Origin of the sequence: Lacisediminihabitans profunda, assembly GCF_008040105.1 — a bacterium.
In the GTDB taxonomy this organism is placed as follows: domain Bacteria; phylum Actinomycetota; class Actinomycetes; order Actinomycetales; family Microbacteriaceae; genus Lacisediminihabitans; species Lacisediminihabitans profunda.
In genome coordinates, this window is the sequence record NZ_VRMG01000008.1 from 363,847 (window position 1) to 389,104 (window position 25,258).

Below are 25,258 nucleotides of genomic sequence, written 5' to 3' on the forward strand. Positions count from 1 at the left end.
AGACGTGACAGCCGATCCCGAGGTGCTCGAACTCGTCGCCAACGTCTCCCTGCTGTTTGCCGAACGGCCGTTGCTCGATCGATTCACCGCCGCAGCCGAGGCTGGCTTCGCCGCGACCGAATTGTGGTGGCCGTTCGACGGCCCCACCCCGAGCGAGCGCGAGGTGACGGCGCTGTTATCAGCGGTCATGGGCTCCGGCATCCCGCTCGCCGGCATGAACCTGTGGGCCGGCAACATGCCGGGCGGCGAGCGCGGAGTGCTCTCGCAGCCGGTGCACACCCCCGCGTTCCGGGCCAGCCTGGGCGTGTCGGCGCGCGTCGCGGAGACGACGGGGTGTCGGGTCTTCAACGCTCTCTATGGGCAGCGCCTCCCCACCGAGACGCCGGAGGATCAGGACAGCACGGCCCTCGATAATCTTGCGTATGCCACATCGATGCTCGGCACGAACGGCGGAACAGTGCTGCTCGAACCGCTGAGCGTCGGGCTCAACGGCGCCTACCCGCTCCAGACCGTCGCCGACATCCTCCCGATCGTGCGTCGCGTGCGAGAGCTGACAGGAGGGGACCACATCGCCCTCCTCTTCGACACCTTCCATCTCGCGAACAACGGCGAGGATCTTGTCACCGCGATCGACGCCGCCGCGGACCTCATCGGGCACGTGCAGTTCGCCGACTCCCCCGGTCGCGGCGAGCCCGGCACCGGCCACATCGACTTTCCGGTCGTGCTCGAAGGGCTGTGGGGCGTCGGCTATCGCGGCGCGATCGCCTGCGAGTACGTGCCGACCGTGCCCACGCTCGACACCCTCGGCTGGGTCGCCGGGATGCCGCACCTGCGCGGAATCGCCTAGGCGCCGTCGCGGTAGGCGAGCACAATGTCGTCGAAGGACCGTTCCGCCTTGAGACCGAGGGCGAGCGCCCGCGGGGTCGCGAAGGTTGCCGGCCAGCTCGTGACGATGGCCGCGATGGACGGCACATCAGTCCAGTCCACCAGCGCCGCGACGTGGTCACCCGCCACGCGAGCGAGGGCGGCGACCATCTCGCGCGGCGATGTCGTGAGGGCAGGAAGGTTCATCGCGGTGCGGCTGCCCCATGCTTCGTCCGTCGCCGCCGCGGCGAGCTGGATGCCGTCGAGCGTTCGACGCGGCGAAGACAGGGCGACCGGCGTGTCTGGTGGCACCGGGCATGCGGCTCGGATGCCCGCGAGCGGCTCGCGGATGATGCCGGAGAGGAAGCTCGAGGCGGCCGCGTTCGGCGCGCCGGGCCGCACCGCGACGGTCATGAGCCGCACGCTGCGGCCGCGAACAAATCCCTTGCGGGTGTAGTCGGCGACGAGCTGCTCGCCGATGAATTTCTGGATGCCGTAACTGCTCTGCGGGCGCGGCAGAGTGTCGTCGTCGACGGCGCCGATCGGCCCGATGGCCGGGTCGCTGCCGAAGACGGCGAGGGAACTGGAGAACACGAGCACTGGGCAGACCGGGCGCGAACGACACAGCTCGAGGAGCGCTCGGGTCGCGTCGACGTTGGTGGACATTCCGAGGTCGAAGTCCGCCTCGGCAGCCGAACTCACCACGCCCGCGAGGTGGAAGATCAGTTCGGCGTCCGCGAGTGCTGGCAGCGTCGAGATGAGATCGCCGGTCGCCACCCGCACCCTTGGGTCGGCGGCCACATCCGCAGGGGGCCTGACGAGGTCGGCAATGATCAGTTCGTCGAGCGGCCCGTACTGCTCACCAGCCACCGTGAGGTGCGCCGCGGCGAGCAGCCGTCTGGCGAGTGCCGCTCCGAGGAAGCCGGCTCCCCCGGTGATCGCGACCTTCATCGGCTGACCTCCGTGATCCGCTCAAGTACCGGTGCGACGGTAGCGCGCAATGGCTGCAGATGCGCATCGAACTCGGTCGCGCGACGGGGATCCTGCACCTTGACCCCGAGCACTTCCAGTCGGGAGGCGACGGATGCGGTGAGCGCCGCCGCGATCGCCGACACCGTGAGCAATGATGACGGGTCGACGGTGGCGACCGGGTTGTGCGCATCCGCCCAAGCTGCGCCGAGTGGGCCGCCGGTCGCCGATGCGCCCGAGACCATGAACCCGGCCAGCGTGCCCGCCGATTCCAGAGCGGCGAGCTGGGCGACCGGCGAGTCCGGCGACCTGCCGTCGATCGCCGACCGACCCCAGTTGATCACCTGGCCGATGGTCGCATCCGTTCGGGGGCGCGCGGCGAGCACCGCCGCGATCTCGGCCTCGAGCGGCAGGAAGCCCTTCTCGACGGGGCGCGCCGCTGTCCAGGCATCGCAGTGTTCAAGGAGCAGCGCGATGCCGTGCGCGTCGGCGGCGAGTTCGGTGAGCGACAACGCCAAGCGACCGGGATCGCCGCCGCCGCGCGGTGCCGAGGCGAGGTGGATGGCCCGCACGGTGCGTCGATCCGTCACCTCGTCGAGTCGGCGCGCCTGCTCGAGCGCTGCCCTCACGTCTGCCAGCGCCGCCGCGCGACCGCCGTCATCGGTTGAGGCGAGCCCGTAGGCCGCATCGGCGCGAATTCCGGCCATCGTCGGCGGCAGCATGGTGATGACCACGTGCCAGTCCGTCGGCAGCAGAGACCCAAGGCGCACCACGCCGTCGCGATGGAGCCCGCCGCGATAGGGGATCTCCAGGCCGTGCGCCCCGTCGATGGCGGCCAGCGCGGCGTACCACTTGTTCTCGTGCACGGTGAGCACGTCTGCGGCCGGCTCGAGCGCATAGGCGCCGAGGGTGATGCCGTCGATCACGGTTGCTCCCTCTGCCCGCCCTCGGCGAGCATTCTGACGATCGTCGAATCGTCGCTGGTGCCGAGGCCGGCGCGCTCGGCGATCACGTAGAGCTGACCGGCAGCCGCCGCGACGGGTGCCGGAATGTGCGCGTCCGCGGCGAGCCGGGCGACGAGTGCCATATCTTTGACGAAAATATCGACGCGGGAGCGAACCTCGGGGTCGCCGTCGAGCGCCTGCACCATTCGGGGGCCGCGATCGCTCAGCATGAAAGAGCTGGCCGCCCCGGCAGACAGCGTCTGCACGACCAGGGCCGGGTCGAGGCCGACGCCGACCGCGAGTGCGACGGCCTCGGCGGCGGCCGCTATGTGCACCCCCGCGAGCAGCTGGTTGATGACCTTCACGAGCTGTCCGTCGCCCACCCGCGGGCCGACGATCGTCAGGGTGGAGGCGAGGCGCTCCAGCACGCTGCGGGCCGCCACGACATCGTGCTCCGCGCCGCCGACCACGATGAGCAGCTCGCCGTTGCCGGCCCGCACGGGGCCACCGCTGATCGGCGCGTCCACTAGGCCGAGTCCGGCTGCGGCGAGCCGATCGCCGAGGGCGCGCGCTGCATCCGCGCCGATCGTGCTGGTGAGGAGCACGACGGCACCCGCCGGGAGTGCGGATGCCGCCCCCGCCTCACCGAATAGCGCATTCTCCGCTTGCACGCCGTCGCGTACCGAAAGGATGAGCAGCTGCGCGCCGTCGCCGGCGCCGGCCGCTGACTCCACCGCGACCACCCCGCCGTCAGCGGCTAGCCGACGCCGCGCCGGCGCCGTGTCGTAGCCGCGCACCGTGACTCCGGGGGTGGCTGCCAGACGCAGTGCCATAGGCAATCCCATCGCGCCGAGTCCGACGATCCCGACCGTGCTGGTGCCATTCATGCTCTCTCCAGTCTGTTAACGACCTCGGCCAGCGACGAGTCGCCCCCGACGTTTCCGGCGAAGACGATGTAAGCGAGCCCCTCCGCCGTGCCGGATGTCGCCTGCCACAGCGAGACGATTCCGGGCAGCAGGGAGCCGCGAACCCACGCGCGGTGGATGTCCAGCGCGACGGTGGCGATATCCGATGAGGTGATGCCACCCTTTGCCACCACGAAGCGCGGGCGACGGTCGGCGACGATCCGGCGCACCGTGGTCGAGAGAGCGGCGCTCACCCGCCGGGAGATGTCGAGGCTGGCTTCGGCATCCGCCCCGGTGCGAAGGGTGCGCGAGGTGGTGATCACGACCAGTCGGTGGTCGAGGTGCACCAGCGCGTGTGCGACCACCTCGGCGATGTGCGCCTCGGCGTCTCCCTCGACAATGCGAGCGACGTCGAGTTCCACCCGGGCGAGGTCGCGGTCGGCGGCGAGCCTTTCCACCTGCCGCGTGGTGACACCAACATGGGAGCCGACGACGACGAGACCGTGAACAGGCGATGTCCCCACGATGGCGGAGAGCTCCTCGTCGGAGAGCGGCGGCTGAGTTCCTTGACCGAGGCGGGCACGCACGAAGGAGGGCCCGACGCGGTACAGAACTCTGCGGCCCGCACTCTCTGCAGCGAGCACGGCGAGCGTTGCGGCCCTGAGGTCGTCGTCGACGATCGCGTCGATCACGACTACCTGGCAGTTGTGAGCAGCCCGGAGCGCTTCGACGAGCGCTCCCGCGCGGAGCTCTGCCGACTCCGAACGGATGGCGTCGATCCCCACCGAGACGACCGATGCGGCCGGAATCCGGCCACCGCTCTTCTCCTCAACCCAATCGGCGAGGCGGGAGGACCGATAGCCGAACGTCGCGTCGCGCGCGAACTCGCCGTGCGCCACCGGCCGCAGTCCATCGTCACCGCGCACCCAGTGGATGCCGTCCACGGTGACCCGGCCGGCATCCAGATAGGCGGGCGCGAGCAGCACGGCATCGATGGGCTGGCCATGCTCGGCGGAGACCGCGGCGAGCACGTCGGTCTCCAGCGGGAAATGGCCTCGGAGCGTGGAATCGCCGCGACTGGCGAAGACCAGGTCGACGCCCAGATCAGCGGCGATGTCGAGGCAGCGGCTGGCGACCTCGCGATTGCGCGCTGCGGCGTCCGCTTCGGAGAGACTGCGAGTGTTGGTCAACACGAAGAACCCCGGGCCGCCCTGAGCGAAAGCCCAGGCGATGTCGTCGGCCTCCCACCGGGTCAGCACCGGAACGCCGCGCACGGTCTGGGTTCCGGTCGGATCGTCGTCGAGCACCACGACCCGGCGTGCCGTCGGCAGAGCTGCCCGCATCTCGGCGGCGCCGACCGCACGGATGCTTGGCAGCGCGGCGGCCCAGTCTCGCCCCCGGGCGACTACCTCGCTCATGAGACCGACAGGCCCGGCGCGGTACCGAGCTCGGCGCGCAGACGCGAGAGCCGAGCATAGGCGGAATCCCGGTGAGCGAGCAGCTCCTGCTGCTGCGCGGGGTCGATGGCGAGATATCCCCCGCCAGATTTGATACCGAGGTGGCCGGATTCGACGAGTTCGGCGAGGGACCGGGGAGCGGCCAGCCGGTCGCCGTATTCCGCCTGCAGCGACTCATAGGAGGAGTTGTAGACGTCGAGGCCCGCCATGTCGGCGATCGCGAACGGACCGAACAGGGCCAGACGAAAGCCAAAGGCGTTCGAGACGACCAGGTCGACCTGCTCAGCGGTCGCCAGACCCTCCTCCACCATGAGCGCCGCCTCCTTGAACAGGGCGAATTGCAGGCGGTTGGCAACGAAGCCGGGTGAGTCCGACACCCGGGCGGGAACCTTTCCTGCCCGCCGGAGGAGGTGCTCGATGCGGTCCACGACCTCCGGGTCGGTGTGCTCCGGTGCGATGAGCTCGACGCCCGGGATGAACGGGGCCGGGTTCATCCAGTGCACGCCGAGAAAGCGCGCGGGCAGGGTGACCGACCGCGCGAGCTCGCTGATCGGGATGGCCGAAGTGTTCGACCCGATGATGGTGTCGGCTCGTGCTGCCGCGGAGATGCGGCGGAGCACGTCTGCCTTGATCGCGCGGACCTCTGGCACCGCCTCCGTGACGTAGTCGACGTCGGCCACGGCATCCTCGAGAGAGGCTGCGGGGCGCAGCCCGGCCCGGATGGTGTCCGTCGCGTCGGCGGGAAACAGTCCGGCGGCCTCGAAGGCCGCAGCCTGCTCGGTGAGTCGATCGTACGATCGAGCCGCCGTCTCGGCGTCCAGGTCGCCGAGCACGACCTGGCAGCCGGCGAGCGCCAGCACCTGCGCGATACCACCGCCCATGTAGCCCGACCCGATCACGGCCACGGTCTGCACTGTCGACACCATTGTCAGTTGACTTCCTTCTCGGCGGGTCTCACCGATAGTCGTTGGGTGCTGCGAGGTACTCCTCGAGCACAGTTCGCTCGCGACCGGAGAATCGATGCGCGGTTCTCGTCTCCACCTCGCGCACGGCCTGGGTCGCCTCGGCGAGCAGGTAGACGGTGTCGTCGATCTCATCAGTGAGCCGGAAGCTCAGGTCGATGCTGCTCGACCCGATGCGAGAGATCCACACCGTGGCGAGGATCTCCTGCCGGTGATAGGGCAGTTCGTTCACGTATTCGATGCGCTGACCCGCGGTGATCGTGAAGCAACCCGGATCGAGGCGAGCAAGAATGGGCTGCTCCCCCGGCGTGTACGTATCCGGTCGCTCGGGCAACCCGAAGAGGCGGATGCGAGCCTCCTCGAGATAACGCACCCACGTCACGTTGTTGACATGACCATAGCCGTCAGTGTCCGCCCAGCGCAGTTGCAGGCGGACACCGACGGAGTTGTCAGGCGAAGCCGACACTTCGCCCTGCTTTCACCGCAGCGGCTGCCGCCGTGGCGAAAAGAGTGGTGTCATTGCTCTGCACGAGGAACGTGTAGCCCTGGTCCACCGCGCTCTGCACCGCCTCTCGCGTCACCCCGGCGGGGTTGCCCACGGGGAGGCCCGCTGCCTTCGCCGCCCGGATGACGCCCTGCGTCAGCTCGTTCATCTCGGGGCCACCCTGGGGCTTACCCACACTGTTCGACATGTCGTTCGTGCCGATGAAGAGCGCGTCGACGCCCCGGACCGCCGCAATCGCCGCAGCATTCGCGGCGCCTTCGCCGCTCTCGATCTGCGGCATGAAGACGACCTCTTCTTGGCCGAAACGCAGGTATTCCGTTTGCGGCATAAGCCCCCAGTCGCCTGCGCGACTCGTGGAGCCGACCCCACGGAGCCCCCACGGTTCGAAGCGAACGGCGCGCACCCCCGCCTCGGCCTGTTCGACCGTGTCGACGTGCGGAAGCATGATGCCCTCCGCTCCGGCGTCGAGGATACGCTGCACCCAGCCGCCCGCGAGCCCCGGCACCCTGACCACACTGGAGACGCCGAGCGCCCGGGCGACGCCGATGTGCCGCGAAGCGGTCTCGAGGTCCATCGGTGAGTGCTCGAGGTCGATGACGATGAAGTCGAAACCGGCGATGGCGATGAGCTCCACGGTCTCTTGGGAGGGCAGCTTCACGAAGGTGCCGAGAGCGGGACCCTCGGTGCGCGCCAGCGCCGCTCGAAGCAGACTTCTGCGGGGTTCGCTCATTTCGCGGGGTAGTCGTCGGCGTTGAGCACCCAGCCCTGCGCGGAGAAGTCTTCGCGCGGCGGCGAGAAGATGTCGAGCAGCTGCTGGTGCGGACCGACCCCCTGCGTGGTGTGGATGGTGGGCGGCGGGATGATCGTGATCGACGGCGTCTCCACCTGGTCGTGCTGGTCTTCCTGCCACTGCGTTGAGTCCGGTCCCCACGGGTAGCGGATGTGGTGCACGAAGTCGCCCTTGACCGCCATCGAGACCTGCTCGAAGTCGTCGTGGTAGTGCGGGGACAGTTTGAATTTGTCGCGCGGCGCCGGCTCTTCGGCGAGAAAGTTGATCATCATCGTGGTGGTACGGAAGATGCGACCGAACCGCCCGGGGGCGATCGGGGTGTCGGCCAGTTTGTAGACCCGCAGGCGGAATCCGCCGACCGGGTCGGGCCACGGCACGAGCGGCGCGTGACGGGCGTCGGGAATCTCGTAGGCATCCTTGTTGAGCGACTTCTCGACGAGATCCTCCGAGAGCACGGAGAGGATGCGGATGATCGGACCGTCACCGAGCGCCTCGATCACGCTGTCCCCCGGCGGGATCACGACGAAGGCCTCTTCGTCGACCTCGACGGTCTCTCCCCCCGCGGTCACCCGGATCGGTGCGCTCTCCGAGTACATGAGCACGGTGTATTCGTCGACCTGGCCGGTGCGCGGGAAGGTGTCCCCCTTCTTGGCATCGGTCCAGCTGACGATCATGGTCGCCGTGCGGGTGATCCAGGTCTTGCTGCCAAGCTCGCCGGTCTCGGTGACCGGAAGCTTGTGGAACTCGAGCCACTGCGCCGGCTTCACCGGGGTGGAAGGGTCCACCGGAGCCGCGGTCGGTGCGGCGGCGGGGGTGGCGAGCTGCGATCGGATGTCGTCTTTTGCATACATTGTCATAACGGTGCGATTCCTTCGTTGTTCTACAGAGTGGTCGTCTCGCCCTTGAGAGCGAGCAGCTTTCGGGCGTCGGCGGGGGTGGCGATCGTGCGTCCCAGGTCTTCCACGACGGCGCGGATCTTCTCGACCTGTTGGGCATTACTCGTGGCGAGCTCCCCCTTGCCGATCCAGAGGCTGTCCTCGAGCCCCACGCGCACGTGGCCGCCGAGCCACGCGCTGTGCGTTCCGAACTGGAACTGGTTGCGCCCCGACGCGAAGGCCGAGAACTGGTAGTCGTCGCCGAACAACTTGTCAGCGATGGCGACCATGTGGGTCAGGTTTTCGTGGTCGGCACCGATGCCGCCGAGGATGCCGAAGACGCCCTGGATCATGAACGGCGGCTTGGCCAGCCCCTTGTCGACGAAATGCGCAAGCGTGTAGAGATGCCCGATGTCGTAGATCTCGTACTCGAAACGCGTTCCGCTCGCCCCGAGATTCGTGAGGATGTACTCGATCTTGTCGAACGAGTTGATGAACGGGTTCTTGTACGTGTTGAGCACGTACTGCTTCTCCCAGTCGTGCTTCCAGGTGGTCACCTTGTCGGCGATGCCGGAGTAGACGAAGTTCATCGAGCCCATGTTGAGCGAGGCGAGTTCCGGGCTGAAGCGCTTCGCCCAGGCCAGTCGTTCGTCCATGGTCATCGACGAGGCACCGCCCGTGGTGATGTTGATGACCACGTCGACCTGGTCGAGGATCGCCGGGATGATCTGCTCGAAGACCTCGGCCTCGAATGCGGGTCGGCCGTCGGGGTGCCGGGCATGGAGGTGGATGATCGCGGAGCCCGCCTTGGCTGCGCCGACGGCGGCGGCGACAACCTGCGCTGGCGAGAGCGGGATGTGGTCGCTCTGCGACGGCACGTTGACGGAGCCGGTGACGGCGGTGCTGATGATGACCTGCTGTGCTTTCAGCATCAGGGCTTCTCCTCCAGTCCGAGCAGGTATGCGGTGTTGTGGCAGATCATGGTGCGGATGTCCTTCTCTGGTACGCCGTGGTCGAGCAGCTGCCCGACGATGAGGATGTAGCCGTCGACCGGCAGCGGATTGGCCTTCTGCCCGAGGTCCGAGTTGATGACGGTGTGCTCTGGGCCGAACTTCTCGATGTACCCGATGAGTCGTTCAATCGGCCAGCGGGGTGCTTCCACCTGCGGGTGGTACATCGCGATCTCGTGTTCGACGAAGGCTCCGAGGTCGATCGCTGCCTGGATCTCCTCGTCGGTGTCCTGCACGATGAAATCCGGGTGCTGCAGCATCATGCGCGTCACCCCGTTATCTCTGGCTGTCTGGAACAGCGCGAGCATGGATGGTCCGTCGAGGTGGCCGCTGGCGAGGAGTGCGCCGGCCTCGGCGACCTGCTGCGTCACTTTCACCGTGTCCGCCGAGACGGCGCCGGTGCCATCGAAGATGGAGACCTCGTGCTCGAGCAGGTCGAGCGCGGCGGCGGGGAATCCGTCATCGTGGTTGTGTGCCTTGAGGTGCTGTGCCGACGACACGGTCGGCGCCCAGACGGCGCGCCCGCCCATGCCGAGGCTCAGCGCCACGGCTGACGGGTTGATTCCGCCCTCTTCCGTGTTGAGCGCCACTCCGCCATAGACCGGCGTCGGCGACTCCGCCAACTGACTCTCCATGGCGAGCAGGTCCATCACCGTGTTGTGGTGGTGCGACTTCACGAGGATCGCCCGCATGTTGATGCGCGCGCCGTCCCAGGAGGCGTCGACGTGGTTGAGGCGCCGGGGGAAGGGGCTCGGGCCGGAATGGCAATGCAAGTCGACGACCCCGTCGAGCACCTTGAGTACGGCGGGGCTTGCTGTCAGCGCATCGTTCGCGACAAACATGTGAACCTCCTTGTTCGGATTGTGACGTGCAGATTCATAATATGGATGCATTGCCGCGCTGTCCACTCGGACTCGAAAGCGGAGGGGAGAGCCGGTCCCGCCGCCGACGAATACCGGCCATTCCTCGATATTTCGTGTCGTTTCGGCCGCAAAACCGGCAACTCCACCCCAACTGAAAGGGGCGGATGACCGGAAGAACGGCCACCCGAGGAGAGCGGATTTATCCGGATTGTGAAGTTGATGATTGCAGAATGAACACGAAGGAGCTTTACTGATGTCATCGAGTCAGCGGCTGCACCCCACGGCCACGTGGCTCGAGCCCTTGCACAGCCCGAGTCCGCCTTATCCCGGCCCCGGACCCAAGCGTCGGTCGTCAAGCCGACAGAAAGCGACAACGATGTCTCTCAACAGCAGCAAGCGATGGCTCGCGCTCACGGCCGCGGCCGCCGTGGTGGGCCTCCTGGCCTCATGTTCCGGCACCCCGGCCGCCAAGCCCACAGCCTCGTCGAGCAGTGGCTCCGGAGCAGTCTCCACCGATCCGGTGACCCTCACCTACGTCTCTTACGGCGGAACGGGCCAACAGGCTCAGATCGACGCCTGGCAGAAGCCGTACACCGCACTGCACCCGAACGTCACCTTCGTGAACAGCTCGCCGCCCGACCCCGCACAGGTGAAGGCCCAGGTGACGACCGGCTCCGTGCAGTGGAACATCGTCACGACCGCGCCCTACCTCGCCACGCAGAACTGCGGCACGCTGTACGAGAAACTGACCATTCCGAACCTGGACAAGAGCCAGTTCTCCCCGGGAACGATCGGCGAGTGCTACGTCACCGACTTCAAGTACTCCCTCGTCTTCAGCTATAACGCCGACAAATGGCCAGACCCGGCGACTGCGCCCAAGACACTCGCCGACTTCTTCAACACGAAGAAGTTCCCCGGCAAGCGCGGGGTCGTACCGACCGTGCAGGACGGCTTCCTCGAGATCGCCCTCCTGGCCGACGGCGTCAAGGCGAACAAGCTCTACCCGCTCGACGTGACCCGCGCCCTTAGCGAATGGGACAAGGTGAAGTCCGACACGGTCTTCGCGGCAAACCCCGGCGCCCTGCTGCAGGCCATCACCTCGAAGCAGGTCGACATGCAGATCCTCGTGCAGGCACGCAGCCAGGCCGTGCTCGACGCCGGAGTCAACGCCAAGGCCGTGTGGAGCCAAACGCTGACGAGTATCGACGGTCTGGCTATTCCGAAGGGCGCACCGAACAAGGAGGCGGCGGAGCAGTTCATCAGCTTCCTGCTGCAACCGGAACAGTCGGCGAAGATGGCATCGCTCGCCGGCGTCGCGCCCTCCAACAACAAGGCTGTTCCTACCTACACGGAGCGTGGCAACCTGGTGAACGCCTTCGGCAAGGCCAACACCGGAACGAACGTGCAGGCGAATGCCGCGTACTGGGGAGAACATTACAACCAGGTGCAGGCGCAAGTGACCGCATGGTTGAACGGCTGACCCAAGGGTGAGACCATCGCGTCGTGCCGCCGAAGCGATTCGGCGGCACGACGCGAATCCCTAGAAAAACCCAGCACGCACAATGAGGAGCGTAATGACCACGACGAGCGCAACGACCACCCCGCGGATCGCAGTCCCCGGCACAGTGCTGCAGGGCACGCGGATCGGACTCGACAACATCCGCAAGGACTACGGCGGCGAGATCCCCGCAGTCGACGGAATCAACCTGACCATCCAGCCCGGCGAGTTCATGACCCTCCTCGGACCGAGCGGCTCGGGCAAGACCACCACCCTGAACCTCATCGCCGGTTTCGAGACGCTCACCTCGGGCACGATCACGCTGAACGAGCAGGAAGTCTCCCGGCTTCCCCCGCACAAGCGCAACCTCGGCATGCTGTTTCAGAGCTACGCCCTCTTTCCGCACATGACGGTCGCGCAGAACGTCGCGTATCCGTTGCAGGAGCGCAAACTGCCGAAGGCGGAGATTCAGGAGCGGGTCACGCGGGTGCTTCAGCTCGTGCAGCTCACCGGCCGTGACGACAACTACCCTTCGCAGCTCTCCGGTGGTCAGCAGCAGCGCGTCGCCCTCGCCCGGGCCATCGTCTTCGAGCCCCGCGCCCTGCTGCTGGACGAGCCACTCGGTGCGCTCGACCGCAACCTGCGCGCGGCACTGCAGGCTGAGATCCGCCGCATTCACCGCGAGGTCGGCGCGACCTTCGTCTTCGTGACGCACGACCAAGAAGAGGCCATGAACCTCTCCGACCGCATCGCGCTGTTCAACGCAGGCCACATCGAACAGGTCGGCACCCCGGAAGCGCTGTATCAGAAGCCCGAAACGCTGTTCGCCGCCCAGTTCTTCGGCGATTCGAATGTCTTCTCGCTGGGCGCGGGGCCAGTCACCGGCGGGGTCACCTGGCGCGGTCGCTCGTGGGCCGTCGACGGCTCGACCGTCGCCGAACGCGCGACAAGTCTGGACGGATCCACCGCACTCATGGTGCGGCCGGAGTCTCTGGAGATCGCCCACGCCGAAAAGGACGTGCCCGTCGGCGCGAACTTCGCGAGCGCCCGGGTGCGCGACATCGAATACATGGGGTCGTATCGCACCCTGCTACTCGACTTCGAGGGCAACGTAACCGGCAAAGCGCGACTCGACGCGGTCGCGGTCGACTTCGAGCCGGGTGACTCCGTCGTCGCCTGGTGGCGCCCGGTCTCCCAGCGGATCGTCGCTGCATGATCGGGAACACTCTCGACAAGACGCTGGCGAGCGCCGCTCTGGCCGTTGCGGACATCCCCTCGGGAGCCTCCCTCGCCGTCGGTGGCTTCGGCGTCTGCGGAATCCCCTCCGCGCTGATCCGGGCGTTGCTCGACCAGGGCGCCAACCGGCTCGACGTGGTCTCCAACAACGCCGGCCTCGACGAGGTGGGACTCGGCCTCCTCCTTCGCGCCCATCGACTCGCTCGCATCACCGCGTCCTATGTCGGCGAGAACAAAGAATTCGAGCGGCAGTTCCTGTCGGGTGAGCTCGAAGTGGAACTCACGCCGCAGGGCACGCTCGCCGAGAAGCTCCGTGCAGGCGGGTCAGGCATACCGGCCTTCTATACGCGAGCCGGCGCGGGCACCTGGGTGGCCGACGGCGGAATTCCGTGGCGCTACTCCGCCGACGGCACCGTCGCCGTGACCTCGCCAAGAAAACCGCAAGCGACCTTCAGCCTCGGCGGAGTGGAGGCCGAGTACGTGCTCGAGGAGTCCATCGTCACGGACTACGCGCTCGTGCGTGCCTCCGTCGGAGACCGGCACGGCAATCTGGTCTTCCACGAGAGCGCCCGCAACTTCAACCCCGTCGCGGCGATGGCGGGAAAGATCACCATCGCCGAAGTCGAAACGCTCGTCGAGCCCGGCGAACTGCCCGCCGATTCCGTGCACCTGCCGGGCATCTTCGTGCACCGCGTCGTGCAACTTTCCGCCGACGAGGTGCGCGACAAGCCCATCGAGAAGCGTACGACGAAGGGTGCGACACGATGACCGACGACATGCCCCCCACGGTGCTCAGCCGGGCACAGATGGCGGCACGGGCCGCCGAGGAACTGCGCACGGAGACCTACGTGAACCTCGGGATCGGCCTGCCCACCCTCATTCCCAACCATGTGCCCGAGGACGTCACGCTGGTGCTCCACTCCGAGAACGGACTGCTCGGCGTCGGGCCGTACCCGGACGAAGAACACGTAGACCCCGACCTCATCAACGCCGGAAAGGAGACGGTGACCGTGCTCCCCGGAGCCTCGTTCTTCGACTCGGCCGCGAGCTTCGGCATGATCCGCGGGGGAAAGGTTGACGCGGCCGTGCTCGGCGCCATGCAGGTGTCGGCGGGCGGCGACCTGGCCAACTGGATCATCCCCGGCAAGATGGTCAAAGGCATGGGCGGCGCCATGGACCTCGTGCACGGAGCCAAACGGGTGATCGTGCTCATGGAGCACGTCGCGCGGGACGGCAGCCCGAAGATTATGACCGAATGCACCCTGCCGCTCACCGGCAAGCGAGTCGTCGATCGCATCATCAGCGACGTGGCCGTCATCGACGTGACCCGCGACGGACTCGTACTGCGCGAATACGCGCCGGGCTTCACACCGCAGGCCGTGCAGGCCCTCACGGCTGCGCCCCTCACCATCGCCGACGACGCGCACGAAATCGCGGTCTGACGTGACCGGAACCCTGCTCGGCATCCGCTCGACCTGAGCGACGTGCCATCCACCATGAAAGGACACCACCCCGTGCTCGCCTCGCAAGAGAACAAAGCCATCTTCACCGACATCATCGTGGCCATCTGGTACGACATCGACCTCGGTGATTCCACCAATGTGCAGTACTTCTTCACGCCCGACGCCGTGCTGTCGTTCGACGGCCGGGAGATTCACGGGCGCGAGGCGATCCACGAGGGCTACCTGACCCGCGCGAAGAGCAACCGACTCTCCCGCCACATCATCACCAACGTGCACGTCGTGCGCCAGGACGAGAACTCGGCGGATGTCGTCAACACGCTCCATCTGTTCGCCGGCAACGGGGTCCCCGTGCTGCCGAACGCCGATCCGCTCTCGGTCACCGATACGTTCGACCACTTCGTCAAGAGCGAGGACGGCACCTGGCTCATCGAGAACCGGCTGCTGCGCAACCTGTTCGTTCGCGAGGGTGCGACGTTCGTGGAACCACCGAGCAAGTAGCGATTGCGATGAGTGTCACGTCGATGCGACAGGGGCGAGCCGTACGCATCAGCCGGTACGGCGGCCCCGAGGTGCTGGAGGTCGTCGACCACGTCGTCGACGACCCCGGCCCGGGCGAGGTGCTGCTCGGCGTGCGGGCGATCGGGCTCAACCCGGTCGACTGGAAGGTGCGCAACGGCTGGCGCAGTGAGGGGCACGACCTCGAGGGCCCCGTCATCCTGGGGCTGGATGCCGCAGGCACTGTGCTCGCCGTCGGCGCCGGCGTCGAGTCCCCGGCTCTCGGCGACGACGTCATCGGATTCGACCTGCCGGGTGCCTACGCCAGCCACGTGCTCACGACGCCCGACCACCTCGCCGCCCTGCCCGTCGGGCTCTCCTTCGAGCAGGGCGCGGCGATCGGGGTACCGGTCGGCACGGCTTACCAGGTGCTGCGAACTCTTGGCCTGACCGCCGGGGAGACGCTCCTCGTTCACGCGGGAGCGGGGGCGGTCGGGCAGGCCGCCATCCAGCTGGGCCGGGAATGGGGGGCGCGGGTCATCGCGACAGCGGGCGGCGCCAATCAGGCCCGCTTGCGCGAGCTCGGCGCCGAACCGCTGCTGTACGGCGACGGCCTGCTCGACCGCGTGCGTTCCCTGGCACCCGACGGCGTGGATGTGGTGCTGGACGGGGCGGGAACCCTCGATGCCCTGGAGGCCTCCCTGAGCCTGGTGCACGACCGGCGGCGGATCGGCGAGATCGTCGTGAAGGAGTGGCGGGAGGAGTTCGGGATCTCCGCTTTCAGCGCCAGCAAGCCGGGCTACCTCAGTGATAACGACATCCGCCTACGGCACGAAGCGGTGCCCTATGCCGCGGCACTGGCCGCGGAGGGGCGCCTCGCGCTCGAGATCAGCCACCGGTTCTCGCTGGAAGACGTCGCTGCTGCCCACCGGCTGAGCGAGTCCCGCCATGTTCGGGGCAAGATAGTGCTGCTTCCGAAGCAAGCGTGATGGAAGTCGAAATGACGTTAGAAAGTGATCACATTACGAACAACTCGTTCACCTTTCGCAGTAGGATCGTTAAATCATCCCGCCGTTGCTGGGAGGAAGCGGCCACTTGCCGCCGTGTTGAGTGTTCGCATATTGAAACTGGTGTGTGTACAGTGAACATATTCGACCGCGCGCCCTCAGCGAAGAGAGTCAGCGAAATGAGCATCACAGTGGATGACGTACCGGAGCCCGTTTCTGAGACCGACAAGGGCGCGATCCAGTCGATCGAGCGGGCCGGGCAGATTCTCTCGCTATTCGACCAGGACACCCTGAATCTGTCGGTCGCCACGGTGGCGGAACGACTCGGCCTCAATCGCACGACGGCGCATCGGTACCTGCTTTCGCTGCAGAGTTCCGGTTTTCTCGATAAGACGAACGCCCCTGGCCCGATTCTCGATCAGCTCTCGGCTTTCATCTCGGGCCGGCGCAAAGTGCTGAGTCTGGCGCCGCCAATCATGCGTGAGCTGTCGGACAAGACGCAGATGACGGTCGTGATGAGTCTGCTCGGTCGCTCCGGCCCCGTCGTCGCCCTGGTGGAGGAGGCCGCTGTCGGCACGATCCTCGTCACGGTGCGTGTCGGCACAGTGCTTGCGCCCAAGTCGGCGCAGTCGCGGGTGCTCGTGGCATTTCAGTCAGAGCAGTCTGTGATCAGTCAGCACCTTTCGGGCATGACCGAGGTCGAGGCGCGGATGGAGGAGGTCGAGCTGGGCAAGGTGCGGCGGGACCGACTGGGCTGGGCCGATCTCGGCCACCTCGGACTCGCCGCCGTCGCTGCGCCCGTGTTCGGCAGCAGGAACGTGCAGGCGGCCATCGCACTCATCGGTACCGCGAAGATGCTTCCCACGTCAGACAATTCGGTGCCGCTCGCGCGCGATTTACAGACGGCGGCCGCTCAACTCAGCAAGTTGGTCGGCGGATGACGCCGACCCTTTTCTGGCTGGCAACTAGGAGGACAGACGCATGACAATGACCAGACCACGTCTCCGTCAGGGACCGCGCGGCGGAGGCAACTGGCTGTTGCTCATTCCGGCGATCGCTCTCCTCGCGATCGTGCTGGGGGTGCCCCTCGTCGAGAACGTGGTGCGCAGCTTTCAAACACCCTTCGGCACGACGGGGGTCACCTTCGACAACTACGTGAGGATCTTCACTGTCCCGTCGACGCTGACGATTCTGTTGCGCACCCTGATCGCGGCGATCATCGTCACCGTGGTCGCCCTGGTGTTCGGGTATCCGTATGCCTATCTCATGACGCGGGTGGGACCTCGGGCTCGCGGGCTCATGCTTACGATCGTGCTCATCCCGTTCTGGACGTCGGCGCTCGCCCGCAACTTCGCGTGGATCATCCTGCTCGGCAACCATGCCCCGGTACAGCAATTCTTCGCGTTCTTCGGTAACCCGAACGTGGTGCTCTACGGCACGGCCGGCGGCGTGATCCTCGCGATGAGCCAGGTGCTGCTGCCGTTCATGGTGCTCCCCCTCTATGCGTCGCTGGGCGGTATCGATCGCCGCCTGCTGCTGGCCGCCCGTGGTCTCGGGTCGTCTCCGCTTGTCGCGTTCTGGAGAATCTATTGGCCGCTGTCCCGCACCGGTGTCGCATCCGGGCTGATCTTGGTATTCACGCTCGCATGCGGTTTCTACGTGACTCCTGCCCTCGTCGGTTCACCGCAGCAGTCCCTGGTGGCTCAACTCCTCGGGCAGGAGACCAACCAGCTGCTCGACTTCGCCGGAGCCGGTGCTCTCGGCACGTTCATCCTCATCGTCACTCTCGCGCTGGTTGCGTGGGCGAACCGAGTCGGCGGCTCGATCAACGCGATCGGCGCCGTCTCGGTGGAAGGAAGGAAGTAACCCATGACCAGTCTCGAGAACATCGAAACGCGGGCCGTTCCCGCCGTGCGCGGTCCACGTCGGGCGCAGCGGCCGGTGGATGCGGTTCCCGCGTGGTTGACGATCATTGGCATCATCGTCGCCTTGTTCCTTGTGCTGCCCACCCTGATCGTCATTCCGATGAGTTTCAGCGAGTCGACGACTTTCCAGTTCCCCCCTGTCGGCTTCACCTGGCACCTGTACTCGAACTTCTTCACCAATCCGGCGTGGCTCCAGTCCCTCGGCAATTCGGTGCTCGTCGCTGCGCTCACCGCGGTGGTGGCCACGTTGTGCGGTACGGCTGCCGCGCTCGGGTTGAACCGGTTGCACGGTCGGGCGGCTAACGCGATCAGGACTCTGCTCATGATCCCGCTGGTCACCCCAGCGATCGTGGTGGCCACGGCGGTCTACATCACGTTCCTGCAGTGGCACCTGACGGGCACGCTCATCGGGTTCGTGCTCGCACACACGGCAATCTCCCTGCCGTTCGTACTGGTCAATGTGACGGCGGCTCTCGGCAGCCTGGATCCGGTGCTGTTGCGCGCGTCGACGTCTCTGGGGGCACCGCCGTCGAGGACGTTCCTTCGCGTGACCGCCCCGCTCATCAGCAGAGGCATCCTCACGGGGGCGATCTTCGCGTTCATCACCTCGTTCGATGAGGTGGTCATCGCGGTTTTCATCCACTCGCCGACGTTCCAGACCCTCCCCGTGCAGATGTACAACAGCGTCACGTCGGAGATCGACCCGACCATCTCCGCGGCGTCGAGCCTCATCGTCGTCGTCGTGACCTTGGCGTTCTTGGCACCGCAGGTGTTCCGCCGGAAGAAGAAGCCGGCGCTCAAGTCCCCTGCGGCCGCCACGGCCCCCTGACGGGCTGCTCGCGGCGCGCTCACACGCCCACCTGCGCTCGCTCGCGCCCTCCGATTGCCGGCCACCTGCCGATGGACGGAGGCCAATTGGAAGGCTCGCATTTCGACGTTTGCGTTCGTAATTTGATGAGTGCGTTTGTAATATGAACGCCTGCGCTGAGGATCAGGGCGTCCGACCGGCATGCATGGCATCCTAATTGCCCTTATTGCCAGCAATTTGCGCTCGTGTATGCTCGCAATCAGAACCATTTGGTTCATGACATGACGTGCGGCTCGGGTCACAATCTGTTCACCATTCGAATCATCAGATTACTGAATGAACAGTGACCGGAAGCCGCCGCCCTCGACGAGGAGGCGCTTGTGGTACTGGAACAACCCGAAGAACTCTGGAACGGCAAACAACTGCCGTCGTACGAAGACCTGGCGACGGCCAACCCGCCCGGGTCCGCCTGGGATTACTTCGGGCGAGAGGACGAACTCGGCACCATCAATTTCCTCACCCCTGAGACTAGGAAACGAGCCGCGGGGTTGATCCGCTCGGGGCGCACAATCAATCTGGACTACACCCTGAGCGAGTTCGATCCGTTCCCCTCCGGCACCCGCCCCCCGAACCAGCATCACCTGTTCTCCAACAACCCGTGGCATTTCGACGACTGGCTGGACTCGTTCTACCTTCAAGGCACAACTCAGATCGACGCGCTGCGCCACATCGGCTACCCCGGCGAAGGGTGGTACGGCGGTCGCACCCGCGAATCGATCCAGACCGATGGCCCCACGCTCGGCATCCAGCGCTGGGCAGAGACCGGAATAGTCGGCCGAGGCGTGCTGCTCGACGTCGAGAAGTATCTCGCGTCGGTCGGGCGACCGATCGACCAGTCGACGGTGACCGAGATCACACCGGAAGACCTCGACGCCACGGCCGAAGCGCAAGGAGTGCACTTCGAGACGGGCGACATCCTGCTGTTCCGCACCGGATGGGCCGAATACTGCCGCTCACACATGAACGAGGATGCGCGGCGCGTCTTCAAATCCGGCATGAAGGTGCCGGGGCTGGCCTCGACCCGGGCGATCGTCGCCTGGATCTGGGACCACCACTTCTCCCTGGTCGCCGCGGACAATCTGGGAATCGAAGCATTCCCGTACACGCCAGACAATGACGTGACTCAACGAGGACAGGCCAAGCCCGAAAAGGGCGTCGACCACAATGGCGGGCTTCACCGGCCATTGCTGCCCCTGCTCGGGCTGGCTATGGGCGAGATGTTCGCGCTCGATGAACTCGCTCGTGACTGCGCCACCGACGGCGTCTACGAGTTCTTCTTCACCGCGAAACCACTCAACCTGGTGGGGGGAGTCGGGTCACCGGCCAATGCTATGGCCATCAAGTAACGAAACGGAGGTCGAGGCTCGACATCCGCGCCGCCACCTCATCTTCTTCATCGTCTCGATCGCTCTGCTCATGGCCTCCGTCGATCAGATGATCGTCGCCACCGCGCTGTCCCCCATCCAGCGAGAGCTTCACACCGGAGTGCAATGGGGTGGGTGGGTCATCACGGTCTACGCGCTCGGACAGGTTCTGATCATGCCCATCGCGGGAAAGATCAGCGATATGTACGGCAGACGACGGATTTTTCTCCTTGCCGCGGTGATCTTCACGGTCGCCTCACTGCTGTGCGGCCTCTCGGTGAACATCTACATGATCGTCGCCATGCGCGCCGTGCAGGCGATCGGCGGTGGAGCGTTCATCCCGGCAGCGACGGGCCTCGTCTCCGACCATTACGGCGCGGGGAGGGATCGAGCCATCGGGATGTTCTCCAGCATCTTCCCGATAGGCGGTGTGATCGGGCCGGCGCTTGGCGGCATCATCGTCACCTTCACGTCATGGCGATGGATCTTTCTCGTGAATGTGCCGATCGGAGTCGTACTCATCGTCCTCGGAGTGATCTTCTTTCCCAAGAACGTACCTGGCGAACGGCAGCGCTTCGACCTCATCGGCATCATCGCCTTGGGTGCGGCGATCATCGGCGGCATGCTCGGAATCACCTACCTCGGCGCCGCGGGTTCGAACCTGCTCAGCCCGTTCTTTCTCGTGCCCGAGCTCGTAGCCGTGCTGGCGCTGGCGTTCTTCGTGCGACACAGCCGACGCGCGCCCTCGGCGTTCATCCCGGCCGAACTGTTGCTCGGGGGTGGTTTCGGCTCGATGAACGCCCTCAACTTCCTGTTCGGCGCCGCAATGCTCGGGCTGTCGGCGCTGCTGCCCCTCTACGCACAGGAGCGCTTCGGCATCCCCGTGCTCGGCGCGGGTACCCTCCTCACCGCTCGAGCGACAGGCATGATCCTCATCGCCGCCATCGCCACCTTCATGCTCCGGCGCACCGGCTACCGCATCCCGATGTTCATCGGCTTCGGGGCGATCGCGCTCGGCCTCGGTCTGATCGCCCTCGTTCCCCCACATGTGCCGGTATACGGCTGGCTGGCCATCGGCGCCTGCGTCACCGGGCTGGGCATGGGCCTCTCACTCCCCGCATCCAACAATGCCTCGCTTCACCTGCGCCCGCTCGATGTCGCGGCGGTCAGCGGCCTGCGCGGCATGTTCCGCCAGGCGGGAGGCATCGCGGCCGTCTCCGTGGCCACCGCTATCGCCGCGCGCGGCTCGTCCCCCGGAGCGGCCCTCGGCGACATATTCCTCGCTTTCGCCGCGATTCTCGTGCTGTCGATGCCGCTCATCCTGCGCGTTCCGGAGCATCGCGGCAGTTGGTGATTCCCACAGAAAACTTTCGGCAAAAAATGTTCGCATAACGATCCCTAATGCCGCATAATGAACAAAGTCGCGATGCGCTCGGCGATCCAGTGTCGGATCCTCTCGCAAATCATGGCCTGTCCCGCACCACGCGTTCACATAATGACCAGCATCGGCTGCGTATTCGCGCAGCCGCGCAAGCCGGCACAGCCGGCGAGGAAGGATCGAGAGTGACAAAGACGTCAAGACTTAGAGGAGTTCTCATCGCGACGAGCATCGTCGCCGTGGGTGCGCTGCTCACCGCCTGCAGTTCGAGCGGCGCATCGCCGAGCAGCTCACCCCACGCGACCTCCACGAAGGTGGCCCTGCCGACCGGCCCCGTGTCGCTCACCTTCGTCGGCTACGGCGGCGCCGGCCAACAGGGCCAGATCGACGCCTGGCAGACGCCGTACACCGCGGCGCACCCGAACGTGACGTTCCAGAACACGTCGCCGGCGAGTGTCGCTGGCGTGCAGGCCCAGGTGCAGGCGGGAAACATCCAATGGGATGTCGTCAACGTCGCCCCATACGCCGCAACCCAGAACTGCGGAACGCTCTTCGAGAAGCTCTCGGTGCCGAAACTCGACCCGAAGGACTTCCCCGCGGGCACCATCGGCGAATGCTACGTCGGCAACTTCACTAACTCACCGATGGTGGCGTACAACGTGAAGGACTTCCCCGATCCGTCGAAGGCGCCCAAGACCATCGCCGACTTCTTCAACACGAAGAAATTCCCGGGAAAGCGCGGGGTCGTGTCCGACCTGCAGGACGGCATGATCGAATACCCGCTTCTCGCCGACGGCGTGAAAGCCGACAAGCTGTACCCGCTCGACGTGCCGCGGGCGCTCAAGAAGTGGGACACCATCAAGAGCGACACGATCTTCGCCCCCAACGTGGGTGTGCTGCAGCAGGATGTCGCGAACGATCAGGTCTCGATGTTCATCATGGTGGCCTCCCGCGTGCTCGTCGAACTCAACGCCGGCGTGCAGATCAAGCCGATCTGGGACACCACGGTGACGGCTCTCAACGCTTTCGCCGTGCCAAAGGGCGACACCAAGCTCGCATCCGCCGAAGACTTCATCCAGGCATCCGTGCAACCAGGGCCGTCTGCAGCGATCGCAGAGAAGGACGGCGTCTCGCCGATCAACCTCAAGAGCAAGCCGAACCTCAGCGCGAATGCCGCGCTGGTCAACGTGTTCGGCAAGTCGAACACCGGCAAGACGGTGGCACAAAACGTGGAATCCATCGCCAAGTACAACAACGCCGACACCCTGCTCATCAACCAATGGCTGAACGGCTGAGCCGCCGCATCCGCTGACGGAGCGCCCCGGGCATCGCCCGGGGCGCTCTTGCGTGCGCAGCGGGGGCGAGCCTAGACCTGGGCCAGGGCGACTGCCTGGCGGAGGGCCTCGACCATGCTGCGGGTGTCCACCGTGCCCGTGCCTGCGATGTCGAAGGCGGTGCCGTGGTCGACGGACGTGCGGATGACTGGCAGCCCGACCGTGATGTTCACCCCGGACTCGATGCCGAGCACCTTGATCGGGCCGTGGCCCTGGTCGTGGTACATGGCGACGATGAGGTCGTAGTCGCCGCGTCCGGCCAGGAAGAAGGCCGTATCCGCTGGCAACGGACCGACCGCATCGATGCCATCCGCGACGACCGCCCGGATGCCCGGGGCGATCTTCTCCTCCTCCTCGCCATATCCGAAGAGACCGTTCTCCCCCGCGTGCGGGTTGATCGCACAGACTCCAATGTGCGGGCGGGCGATGCCCGCACGCCGCAGCGCTTCGTCGCCCCGACGGATCGTGCGCTCCACGAGCCCGGGTTCGATCCTCGCGATGGCGTCGATGAGACCGATGTGAGTGGTCACATGGATGACGCGCAGTCGGGGCGTCGAGAGCATCATCGAGACCTCAGCCACCCCCATGAGGGCAGCGAGCAGCTCGGTGTGCCCCGGGTAGTCGTGTCCGCCGGCGTGCAGCGCCTCCTTGTTGAGAGGTGCAGTGCAGATGCCCTGCACGACCCCAGCCATCGCGGCCTCGCAGGCGACGCGCACATAGTGGAATGCGGCATCCCCCGCGACAGCGGACAGTCGCCCCCACGGCAGGTCGGCCGGGAGCAGACCGAGATCGATGACCTGGATGCGACGCGACGCCGGCACCGATCGCCCGGGCGAGTCGAGCTGCCCGGCGTCGTCGAGCTGCCGGATGTCGTCGAGCTCCTCGATCGCGACATCCAGTCCCAAGATGTCCGCGGCGAGTCGAAGCCGAGCGGCATCGCCGATGATCACCGGGCGGCAGATCGCGAGGATGCCGGGGTCGACCACGGCGGCGACGCAGATCTCGGGTCCCACCCCCGCGCCGTCGCCCATGGTCACCGCTATTACCGGCAGTCTCTCGTTCTCGGTCATGCCGTGATCCTTTCGTTCGGGGGTCGCTCGATAAGATCGGGCCGCAGGTAGGCCACGATGTCGACGAGGCTGTGTGCGTCGCCGAAGCTGCCCGGTCGGGTGACGACGCGCGCATCGGCCGCCCGATGGCTGAGCACGACGCCGTGGGCGAGTTCGCCGTGGGGGTCGAGGCTCACCACGCCGAGTGCGTCAAGCACGCGTCGCGCGGTCTCCCCGCCGGTGAGCACCAGGTCGACGCGGCTCAGATCGGTCCCGGCGACCAGCGCCGCGGCGAGCGCCGCCACCGCATCGCGGTGCCAGTCGGATGCGCGGTCGAGGTGCACGACGACGAGCTCAGCGGCGGCCAGCGCGGCCGCAACGCGGCCTCCGAGGGCGGCCAGCGTGTCCGCTCCAGCAAGGTCGGGTGCCCGCACTGCCAGAGCAACAGCGCCGGCGTCGTGCAGCGCAGCGATCTGGTCGGTGATGCCGGAAGCGAGGGTGCCCGCGACCACGAGCACCGGCGAGCGCTGGCCGTCACGGCGGTGTGGCCGCACCTGCGCGCCGGTGATGCGCTGTCCGACCGCGCGGGCCAAGTCACCGGTGCCCACGAGGCCGATCGCACGGGACGGTGCGCTGAGGGCGATCGCCGCGTCGGCGATGCGGCGCAGGTCGTCCTGAGTCTCGGCGTCGCACAGCGGGACGGCGCCATCGTCGAGCACGGCACGCAGCTGCGCGCCGAGGGCGGGGCCGCGCACGGTGGGGAGCGGCAGCACCACCGTGGGGATGCCGTGGAGCGCGACCGGAATGCTCTCTGGCGGCTCGGAGTGCTCGGCGCCCCAGGCATCCGTGCGGTGCAGCGGGATGCCGTCGAGGTGCACGACACCACCGACGACGGTGCGACGCATCGCCGGGAGCGCGAAGGCCGCCACGATCGGCAGGCCAGTGGCGCGCAATTCGGCCAGTTCATCGGCGATGCGTCCGCGCAGCAGCGAGTCGACCTTTTTCATGATCAGGCGCGCGTGCGGTCGCGTGGCCAGTGCGGCACGCACAACGGATCGAGCGGCGCTGCCGGGCAGGTAACGCGAATCGGTGTCGACGACGAGCACGGTGCCCGGGGGCACTGCGCCATGGACACCGGGCTCAGGAGGCTCGGTCTCGGGGCGTGCGGATGCCGGGGGCACGAGGTCCGGGCGCGCGGCTTCCTGCGGCGCCGCGATCGGCGGCGTGCCGACGCGCGGCACGAACTGGAGGCGCGACGGCACGCCGACCGCGAGCGCGGCGGCGGCTTCGGCCGCTCCGGCGAGGTCGTCTGCGATGACGAGCACGTCGTCTGCGATAAGCCGAGGAGGGTGGTGGCTGACCATCGATCCTCCCTGATCGCGACCCAGTATGTTCGAAATGTGAAGTGTGGGCTACTTCATTTGAACTTTATCGCATCCTTTCTGGTATTTTTTGGGAAGAAGGCTCTTCTAGCGCGAACGATGAGTTCATAGAGCG

General features: G+C 66.6%; 25 protein-coding genes. 13 read left to right on the forward strand and 12 right to left on the reverse strand.

Going from position 1 to position 25,258, the window contains the following annotated elements:
• Positions 1-4: 4 nt before the first annotated feature.
• Positions 5-847 carry a hydroxypyruvate isomerase family protein gene (locus FVP33_RS12645; protein ID WP_222706712.1) on the forward strand — a complete coding sequence of 281 codons (843 nt, stop codon included), beginning with the start codon at positions 5-7 and terminating at the stop codon, positions 845-847.
• On the opposite strand, the gene denD is transcribed toward FVP33_RS12645, so the two are convergent.
• The 10 genes from denD to FVP33_RS12695 are packed head-to-tail and all read right to left on the reverse strand — an operon-like array spanning position 844 to position 10,123.
• The gene (denD, locus tag FVP33_RS12650) at positions 844-1,815 is read right to left on the reverse strand and encodes a D-erythronate dehydrogenase (protein ID WP_147784015.1); all 972 of its coding nucleotides are present in this window, start codon (positions 1,813-1,815) and stop codon (positions 844-846) included. The two genes, FVP33_RS12645 and denD, sit on opposite strands and share 4 nt — an antisense overlap.
• Complete coding sequence (locus FVP33_RS12655) at positions 1,812-2,759, reverse strand: DUF4862 family protein (protein ID WP_147784016.1); 948 nt, start codon at positions 2,757-2,759, stop codon at positions 1,812-1,814. The genes denD and FVP33_RS12655 overlap by 4 nt, the downstream gene beginning before the upstream one ends.
• Positions 2,756-3,664 carry an NAD(P)-dependent oxidoreductase gene (locus FVP33_RS12660; RefSeq protein WP_147784017.1) on the reverse strand — a complete coding sequence of 303 codons (909 nt, stop codon included), beginning with the start codon at positions 3,662-3,664 and terminating at the stop codon, positions 2,756-2,758. Before FVP33_RS12660 ends, FVP33_RS12655 begins: the two co-directional genes overlap by 4 nt.
• Positions 3,661-5,100 (reverse strand): four-carbon acid sugar kinase family protein, encoded by a 1,440-nt coding sequence (locus FVP33_RS12665; protein WP_147784018.1) that lies wholly within the window; start codon positions 5,098-5,100, stop codon positions 3,661-3,663. The genes FVP33_RS12660 and FVP33_RS12665 overlap by 4 nt, the downstream gene beginning before the upstream one ends.
• Positions 5,097-6,065, reverse strand: a complete 969-nt coding sequence (locus FVP33_RS12670) for a 3-hydroxyacyl-CoA dehydrogenase family protein (RefSeq protein WP_147784019.1) — start codon at positions 6,063-6,065, stop codon at positions 5,097-5,099. Before FVP33_RS12670 ends, FVP33_RS12665 begins: the two co-directional genes overlap by 4 nt.
• Before the next feature lie 28 nt (positions 6,066-6,093).
• Entirely contained in the window at positions 6,094-6,567 is a 474-nt protein-coding gene (locus FVP33_RS12675; protein ID WP_147784020.1) for an acyl-CoA thioesterase, read from the reverse strand.
• Positions 6,551-7,336 carry an HpcH/HpaI aldolase family protein gene (locus FVP33_RS12680; protein WP_147784021.1) on the reverse strand — a complete coding sequence of 262 codons (786 nt, stop codon included), beginning with the start codon at positions 7,334-7,336 and terminating at the stop codon, positions 6,551-6,553. Before FVP33_RS12680 ends, FVP33_RS12675 begins: the two co-directional genes overlap by 17 nt.
• Positions 7,333-8,253 carry a cupin domain-containing protein gene (locus FVP33_RS12685; protein ID WP_222706713.1) on the reverse strand — a complete coding sequence of 307 codons (921 nt, stop codon included), beginning with the start codon at positions 8,251-8,253 and terminating at the stop codon, positions 7,333-7,335. Before FVP33_RS12685 ends, FVP33_RS12680 begins: the two co-directional genes overlap by 4 nt.
• A gap of 23 nt (positions 8,254-8,276) precedes the next feature.
• Positions 8,277-9,203, reverse strand: a complete 927-nt coding sequence (gene kce, locus FVP33_RS12690; protein ID WP_147784022.1) for a 3,5-dioxohexanoate:acetyl-CoA acetone transferase — start codon at positions 9,201-9,203, stop codon at positions 8,277-8,279.
• Positions 9,203-10,123: a DUF6282 family protein gene (locus FVP33_RS12695; protein WP_147784023.1), complete on the reverse strand. Its 921-nt coding sequence runs from the start codon at positions 10,121-10,123 to the stop codon at positions 9,203-9,205. The genes kce and FVP33_RS12695 overlap by 1 nt, the downstream gene beginning before the upstream one ends.
• Positions 10,124-10,520: 397 nt before the next feature.
• Between FVP33_RS12695 and FVP33_RS12700 the strand changes: the two genes are divergently transcribed.
• From FVP33_RS12700 to FVP33_RS12755, 12 genes are all read left to right on the forward strand, one after another.
• Positions 10,521-11,624, forward strand: a complete 1,104-nt coding sequence (locus FVP33_RS12700) for an extracellular solute-binding protein (protein ID WP_187270699.1) — start codon at positions 10,521-10,523, stop codon at positions 11,622-11,624.
• 94 nt (positions 11,625-11,718) lie between these two features.
• Entirely contained in the window at positions 11,719-12,858 is a 1,140-nt protein-coding gene (locus FVP33_RS12705) for an ABC transporter ATP-binding protein (protein ID WP_147784025.1), read from the forward strand.
• Positions 12,855-13,646: a CoA transferase subunit A gene (locus tag FVP33_RS12710; protein ID WP_147784026.1), complete on the forward strand. Its 792-nt coding sequence runs from the start codon at positions 12,855-12,857 to the stop codon at positions 13,644-13,646. The genes FVP33_RS12705 and FVP33_RS12710 overlap by 4 nt, the downstream gene beginning before the upstream one ends.
• Positions 13,643-14,320, forward strand: coding sequence for a 3-oxoacid CoA-transferase subunit B (locus FVP33_RS12715; RefSeq protein ID WP_281289393.1), 678 nt, complete (start codon positions 13,643-13,645; stop codon positions 14,318-14,320). The genes FVP33_RS12710 and FVP33_RS12715 overlap by 4 nt, the downstream gene beginning before the upstream one ends.
• Before the next feature lie 72 nt (positions 14,321-14,392).
• Entirely contained in the window at positions 14,393-14,839 is a 447-nt protein-coding gene (locus FVP33_RS12720; RefSeq protein WP_187270700.1) for a nuclear transport factor 2 family protein, read from the forward strand.
• A gap of 8 nt (positions 14,840-14,847) precedes the next feature.
• The gene (locus tag FVP33_RS12725; protein ID WP_147784028.1) at positions 14,848-15,825 is read left to right on the forward strand and encodes an NADP-dependent oxidoreductase; all 978 of its coding nucleotides are present in this window, start codon (positions 14,848-14,850) and stop codon (positions 15,823-15,825) included.
• Between the two features lie 11 nt (positions 15,826-15,836).
• A complete protein-coding gene (locus tag FVP33_RS12730) occupies positions 15,837-16,784 on the forward strand; it encodes an IclR family transcriptional regulator (RefSeq protein ID WP_187270701.1) in 948 nt (315 codons plus the stop codon).
• Between the two features lie 46 nt (positions 16,785-16,830).
• Positions 16,831-17,709, forward strand: a complete 879-nt coding sequence (locus FVP33_RS12735) for an ABC transporter permease (protein WP_222706714.1) — start codon at positions 16,831-16,833, stop codon at positions 17,707-17,709.
• Between the two features lie 3 nt (positions 17,710-17,712).
• Positions 17,713-18,597 (forward strand): ABC transporter permease, encoded by an 885-nt coding sequence (locus FVP33_RS12740; protein WP_147784031.1) that lies wholly within the window; start codon positions 17,713-17,715, stop codon positions 18,595-18,597.
• Between the two features lie 359 nt (positions 18,598-18,956).
• Entirely contained in the window at positions 18,957-19,982 is a 1,026-nt protein-coding gene (locus FVP33_RS12745; RefSeq protein WP_147784032.1) for a cyclase family protein, read from the forward strand.
• On the forward strand, positions 19,963-21,354 hold the full coding sequence (locus FVP33_RS12750) for an MFS transporter (RefSeq protein ID WP_187270702.1): 1,392 nt from the start codon (positions 19,963-19,965) through the stop codon (positions 21,352-21,354). The genes FVP33_RS12745 and FVP33_RS12750 overlap by 20 nt, the downstream gene beginning before the upstream one ends.
• A 209-nt stretch (positions 21,355-21,563) precedes the next feature.
• A complete protein-coding gene (locus tag FVP33_RS12755; protein ID WP_187270703.1) occupies positions 21,564-22,673 on the forward strand; it encodes an extracellular solute-binding protein in 1,110 nt (369 codons plus the stop codon).
• A gap of 71 nt (positions 22,674-22,744) precedes the next feature.
• Here the strand turns inward: FVP33_RS12755 and pdxA are convergent, their stop codons facing one another.
• Positions 22,745-23,782, reverse strand: a complete 1,038-nt coding sequence (gene pdxA / locus FVP33_RS12760; protein ID WP_147784035.1) for a 4-hydroxythreonine-4-phosphate dehydrogenase PdxA — start codon at positions 23,780-23,782, stop codon at positions 22,745-22,747.
• Positions 23,779-25,125 (reverse strand): four-carbon acid sugar kinase family protein, encoded by a 1,347-nt coding sequence (locus tag FVP33_RS12765; protein WP_147784036.1) that lies wholly within the window; start codon positions 25,123-25,125, stop codon positions 23,779-23,781. The genes pdxA and FVP33_RS12765 overlap by 4 nt, the downstream gene beginning before the upstream one ends.
• Positions 25,126-25,258: the final 133 nt, after the last annotated feature.

What these genes read in the sequence shown, in the direction of transcription:
- FVP33_RS12695 (WP_147784023.1), bottom strand. Translation starts at nt 10,123, where the DNA reads ATGTTTGTCGCGAACGATGCGCTGACAGCAAGCCCCGCCGTACTCAAG.
- FVP33_RS12765 (WP_147784036.1), bottom strand. Translation starts at nt 25,125, where the DNA reads ATGGTCAGCCACCACCCTCCTCGGCTTATCGCAGACGACGTGCTCGTC.
- pdxA (WP_147784035.1), bottom strand. Translation starts at nt 23,782, where the DNA reads ATGACCGAGAACGAGAGACTGCCGGTAATAGCGGTGACCATGGGCGAC.
- FVP33_RS12700 (WP_187270699.1), top strand. Translation starts at nt 10,521, where the DNA reads ATGTCTCTCAACAGCAGCAAGCGATGGCTCGCGCTCACGGCCGCGGCC.
- FVP33_RS12730 (WP_187270701.1), top strand. Translation starts at nt 15,837, where the DNA reads ATGACGTTAGAAAGTGATCACATTACGAACAACTCGTTCACCTTTCGC.
- kce (WP_147784022.1), bottom strand. Translation starts at nt 9,203, where the DNA reads ATGCTGAAAGCACAGCAGGTCATCATCAGCACCGCCGTCACCGGCTCC.
- FVP33_RS12725 (WP_147784028.1), top strand. Translation starts at nt 14,848, where the DNA reads ATGAGTGTCACGTCGATGCGACAGGGGCGAGCCGTACGCATCAGCCGG.
- denD (WP_147784015.1), bottom strand. Translation starts at nt 1,815, where the DNA reads ATGAAGGTCGCGATCACCGGGGGAGCCGGCTTCCTCGGAGCGGCACTC.
- FVP33_RS12715 (WP_281289393.1), top strand. Translation starts at nt 13,643, where the DNA reads ATGACCGACGACATGCCCCCCACGGTGCTCAGCCGGGCACAGATGGCG.
- FVP33_RS12740 (WP_147784031.1), top strand. Translation starts at nt 17,713, where the DNA reads ATGACCAGTCTCGAGAACATCGAAACGCGGGCCGTTCCCGCCGTGCGC.
- FVP33_RS12705 (WP_147784025.1), top strand. Translation starts at nt 11,719, where the DNA reads ATGACCACGACGAGCGCAACGACCACCCCGCGGATCGCAGTCCCCGGC.
- FVP33_RS12750 (WP_187270702.1), top strand. Translation starts at nt 19,963, where the DNA reads ATGCTATGGCCATCAAGTAACGAAACGGAGGTCGAGGCTCGACATCCG.
- FVP33_RS12735 (WP_222706714.1), top strand. Translation starts at nt 16,831, where the DNA reads ATGACCAGACCACGTCTCCGTCAGGGACCGCGCGGCGGAGGCAACTGG.
- FVP33_RS12660 (WP_147784017.1), bottom strand. Translation starts at nt 3,664, where the DNA reads ATGAATGGCACCAGCACGGTCGGGATCGTCGGACTCGGCGCGATGGGA.
- FVP33_RS12670 (WP_147784019.1), bottom strand. Translation starts at nt 6,065, where the DNA reads ATGGTGTCGACAGTGCAGACCGTGGCCGTGATCGGGTCGGGCTACATG.
- FVP33_RS12710 (WP_147784026.1), top strand. Translation starts at nt 12,855, where the DNA reads ATGATCGGGAACACTCTCGACAAGACGCTGGCGAGCGCCGCTCTGGCC.
- FVP33_RS12680 (WP_147784021.1), bottom strand. Translation starts at nt 7,336, where the DNA reads ATGAGCGAACCCCGCAGAAGTCTGCTTCGAGCGGCGCTGGCGCGCACC.
- FVP33_RS12665 (WP_147784018.1), bottom strand. Translation starts at nt 5,100, where the DNA reads ATGAGCGAGGTAGTCGCCCGGGGGCGAGACTGGGCCGCCGCGCTGCCA.
- FVP33_RS12685 (WP_222706713.1), bottom strand. Translation starts at nt 8,253, where the DNA reads ATGACAATGTATGCAAAAGACGACATCCGATCGCAGCTCGCCACCCCC.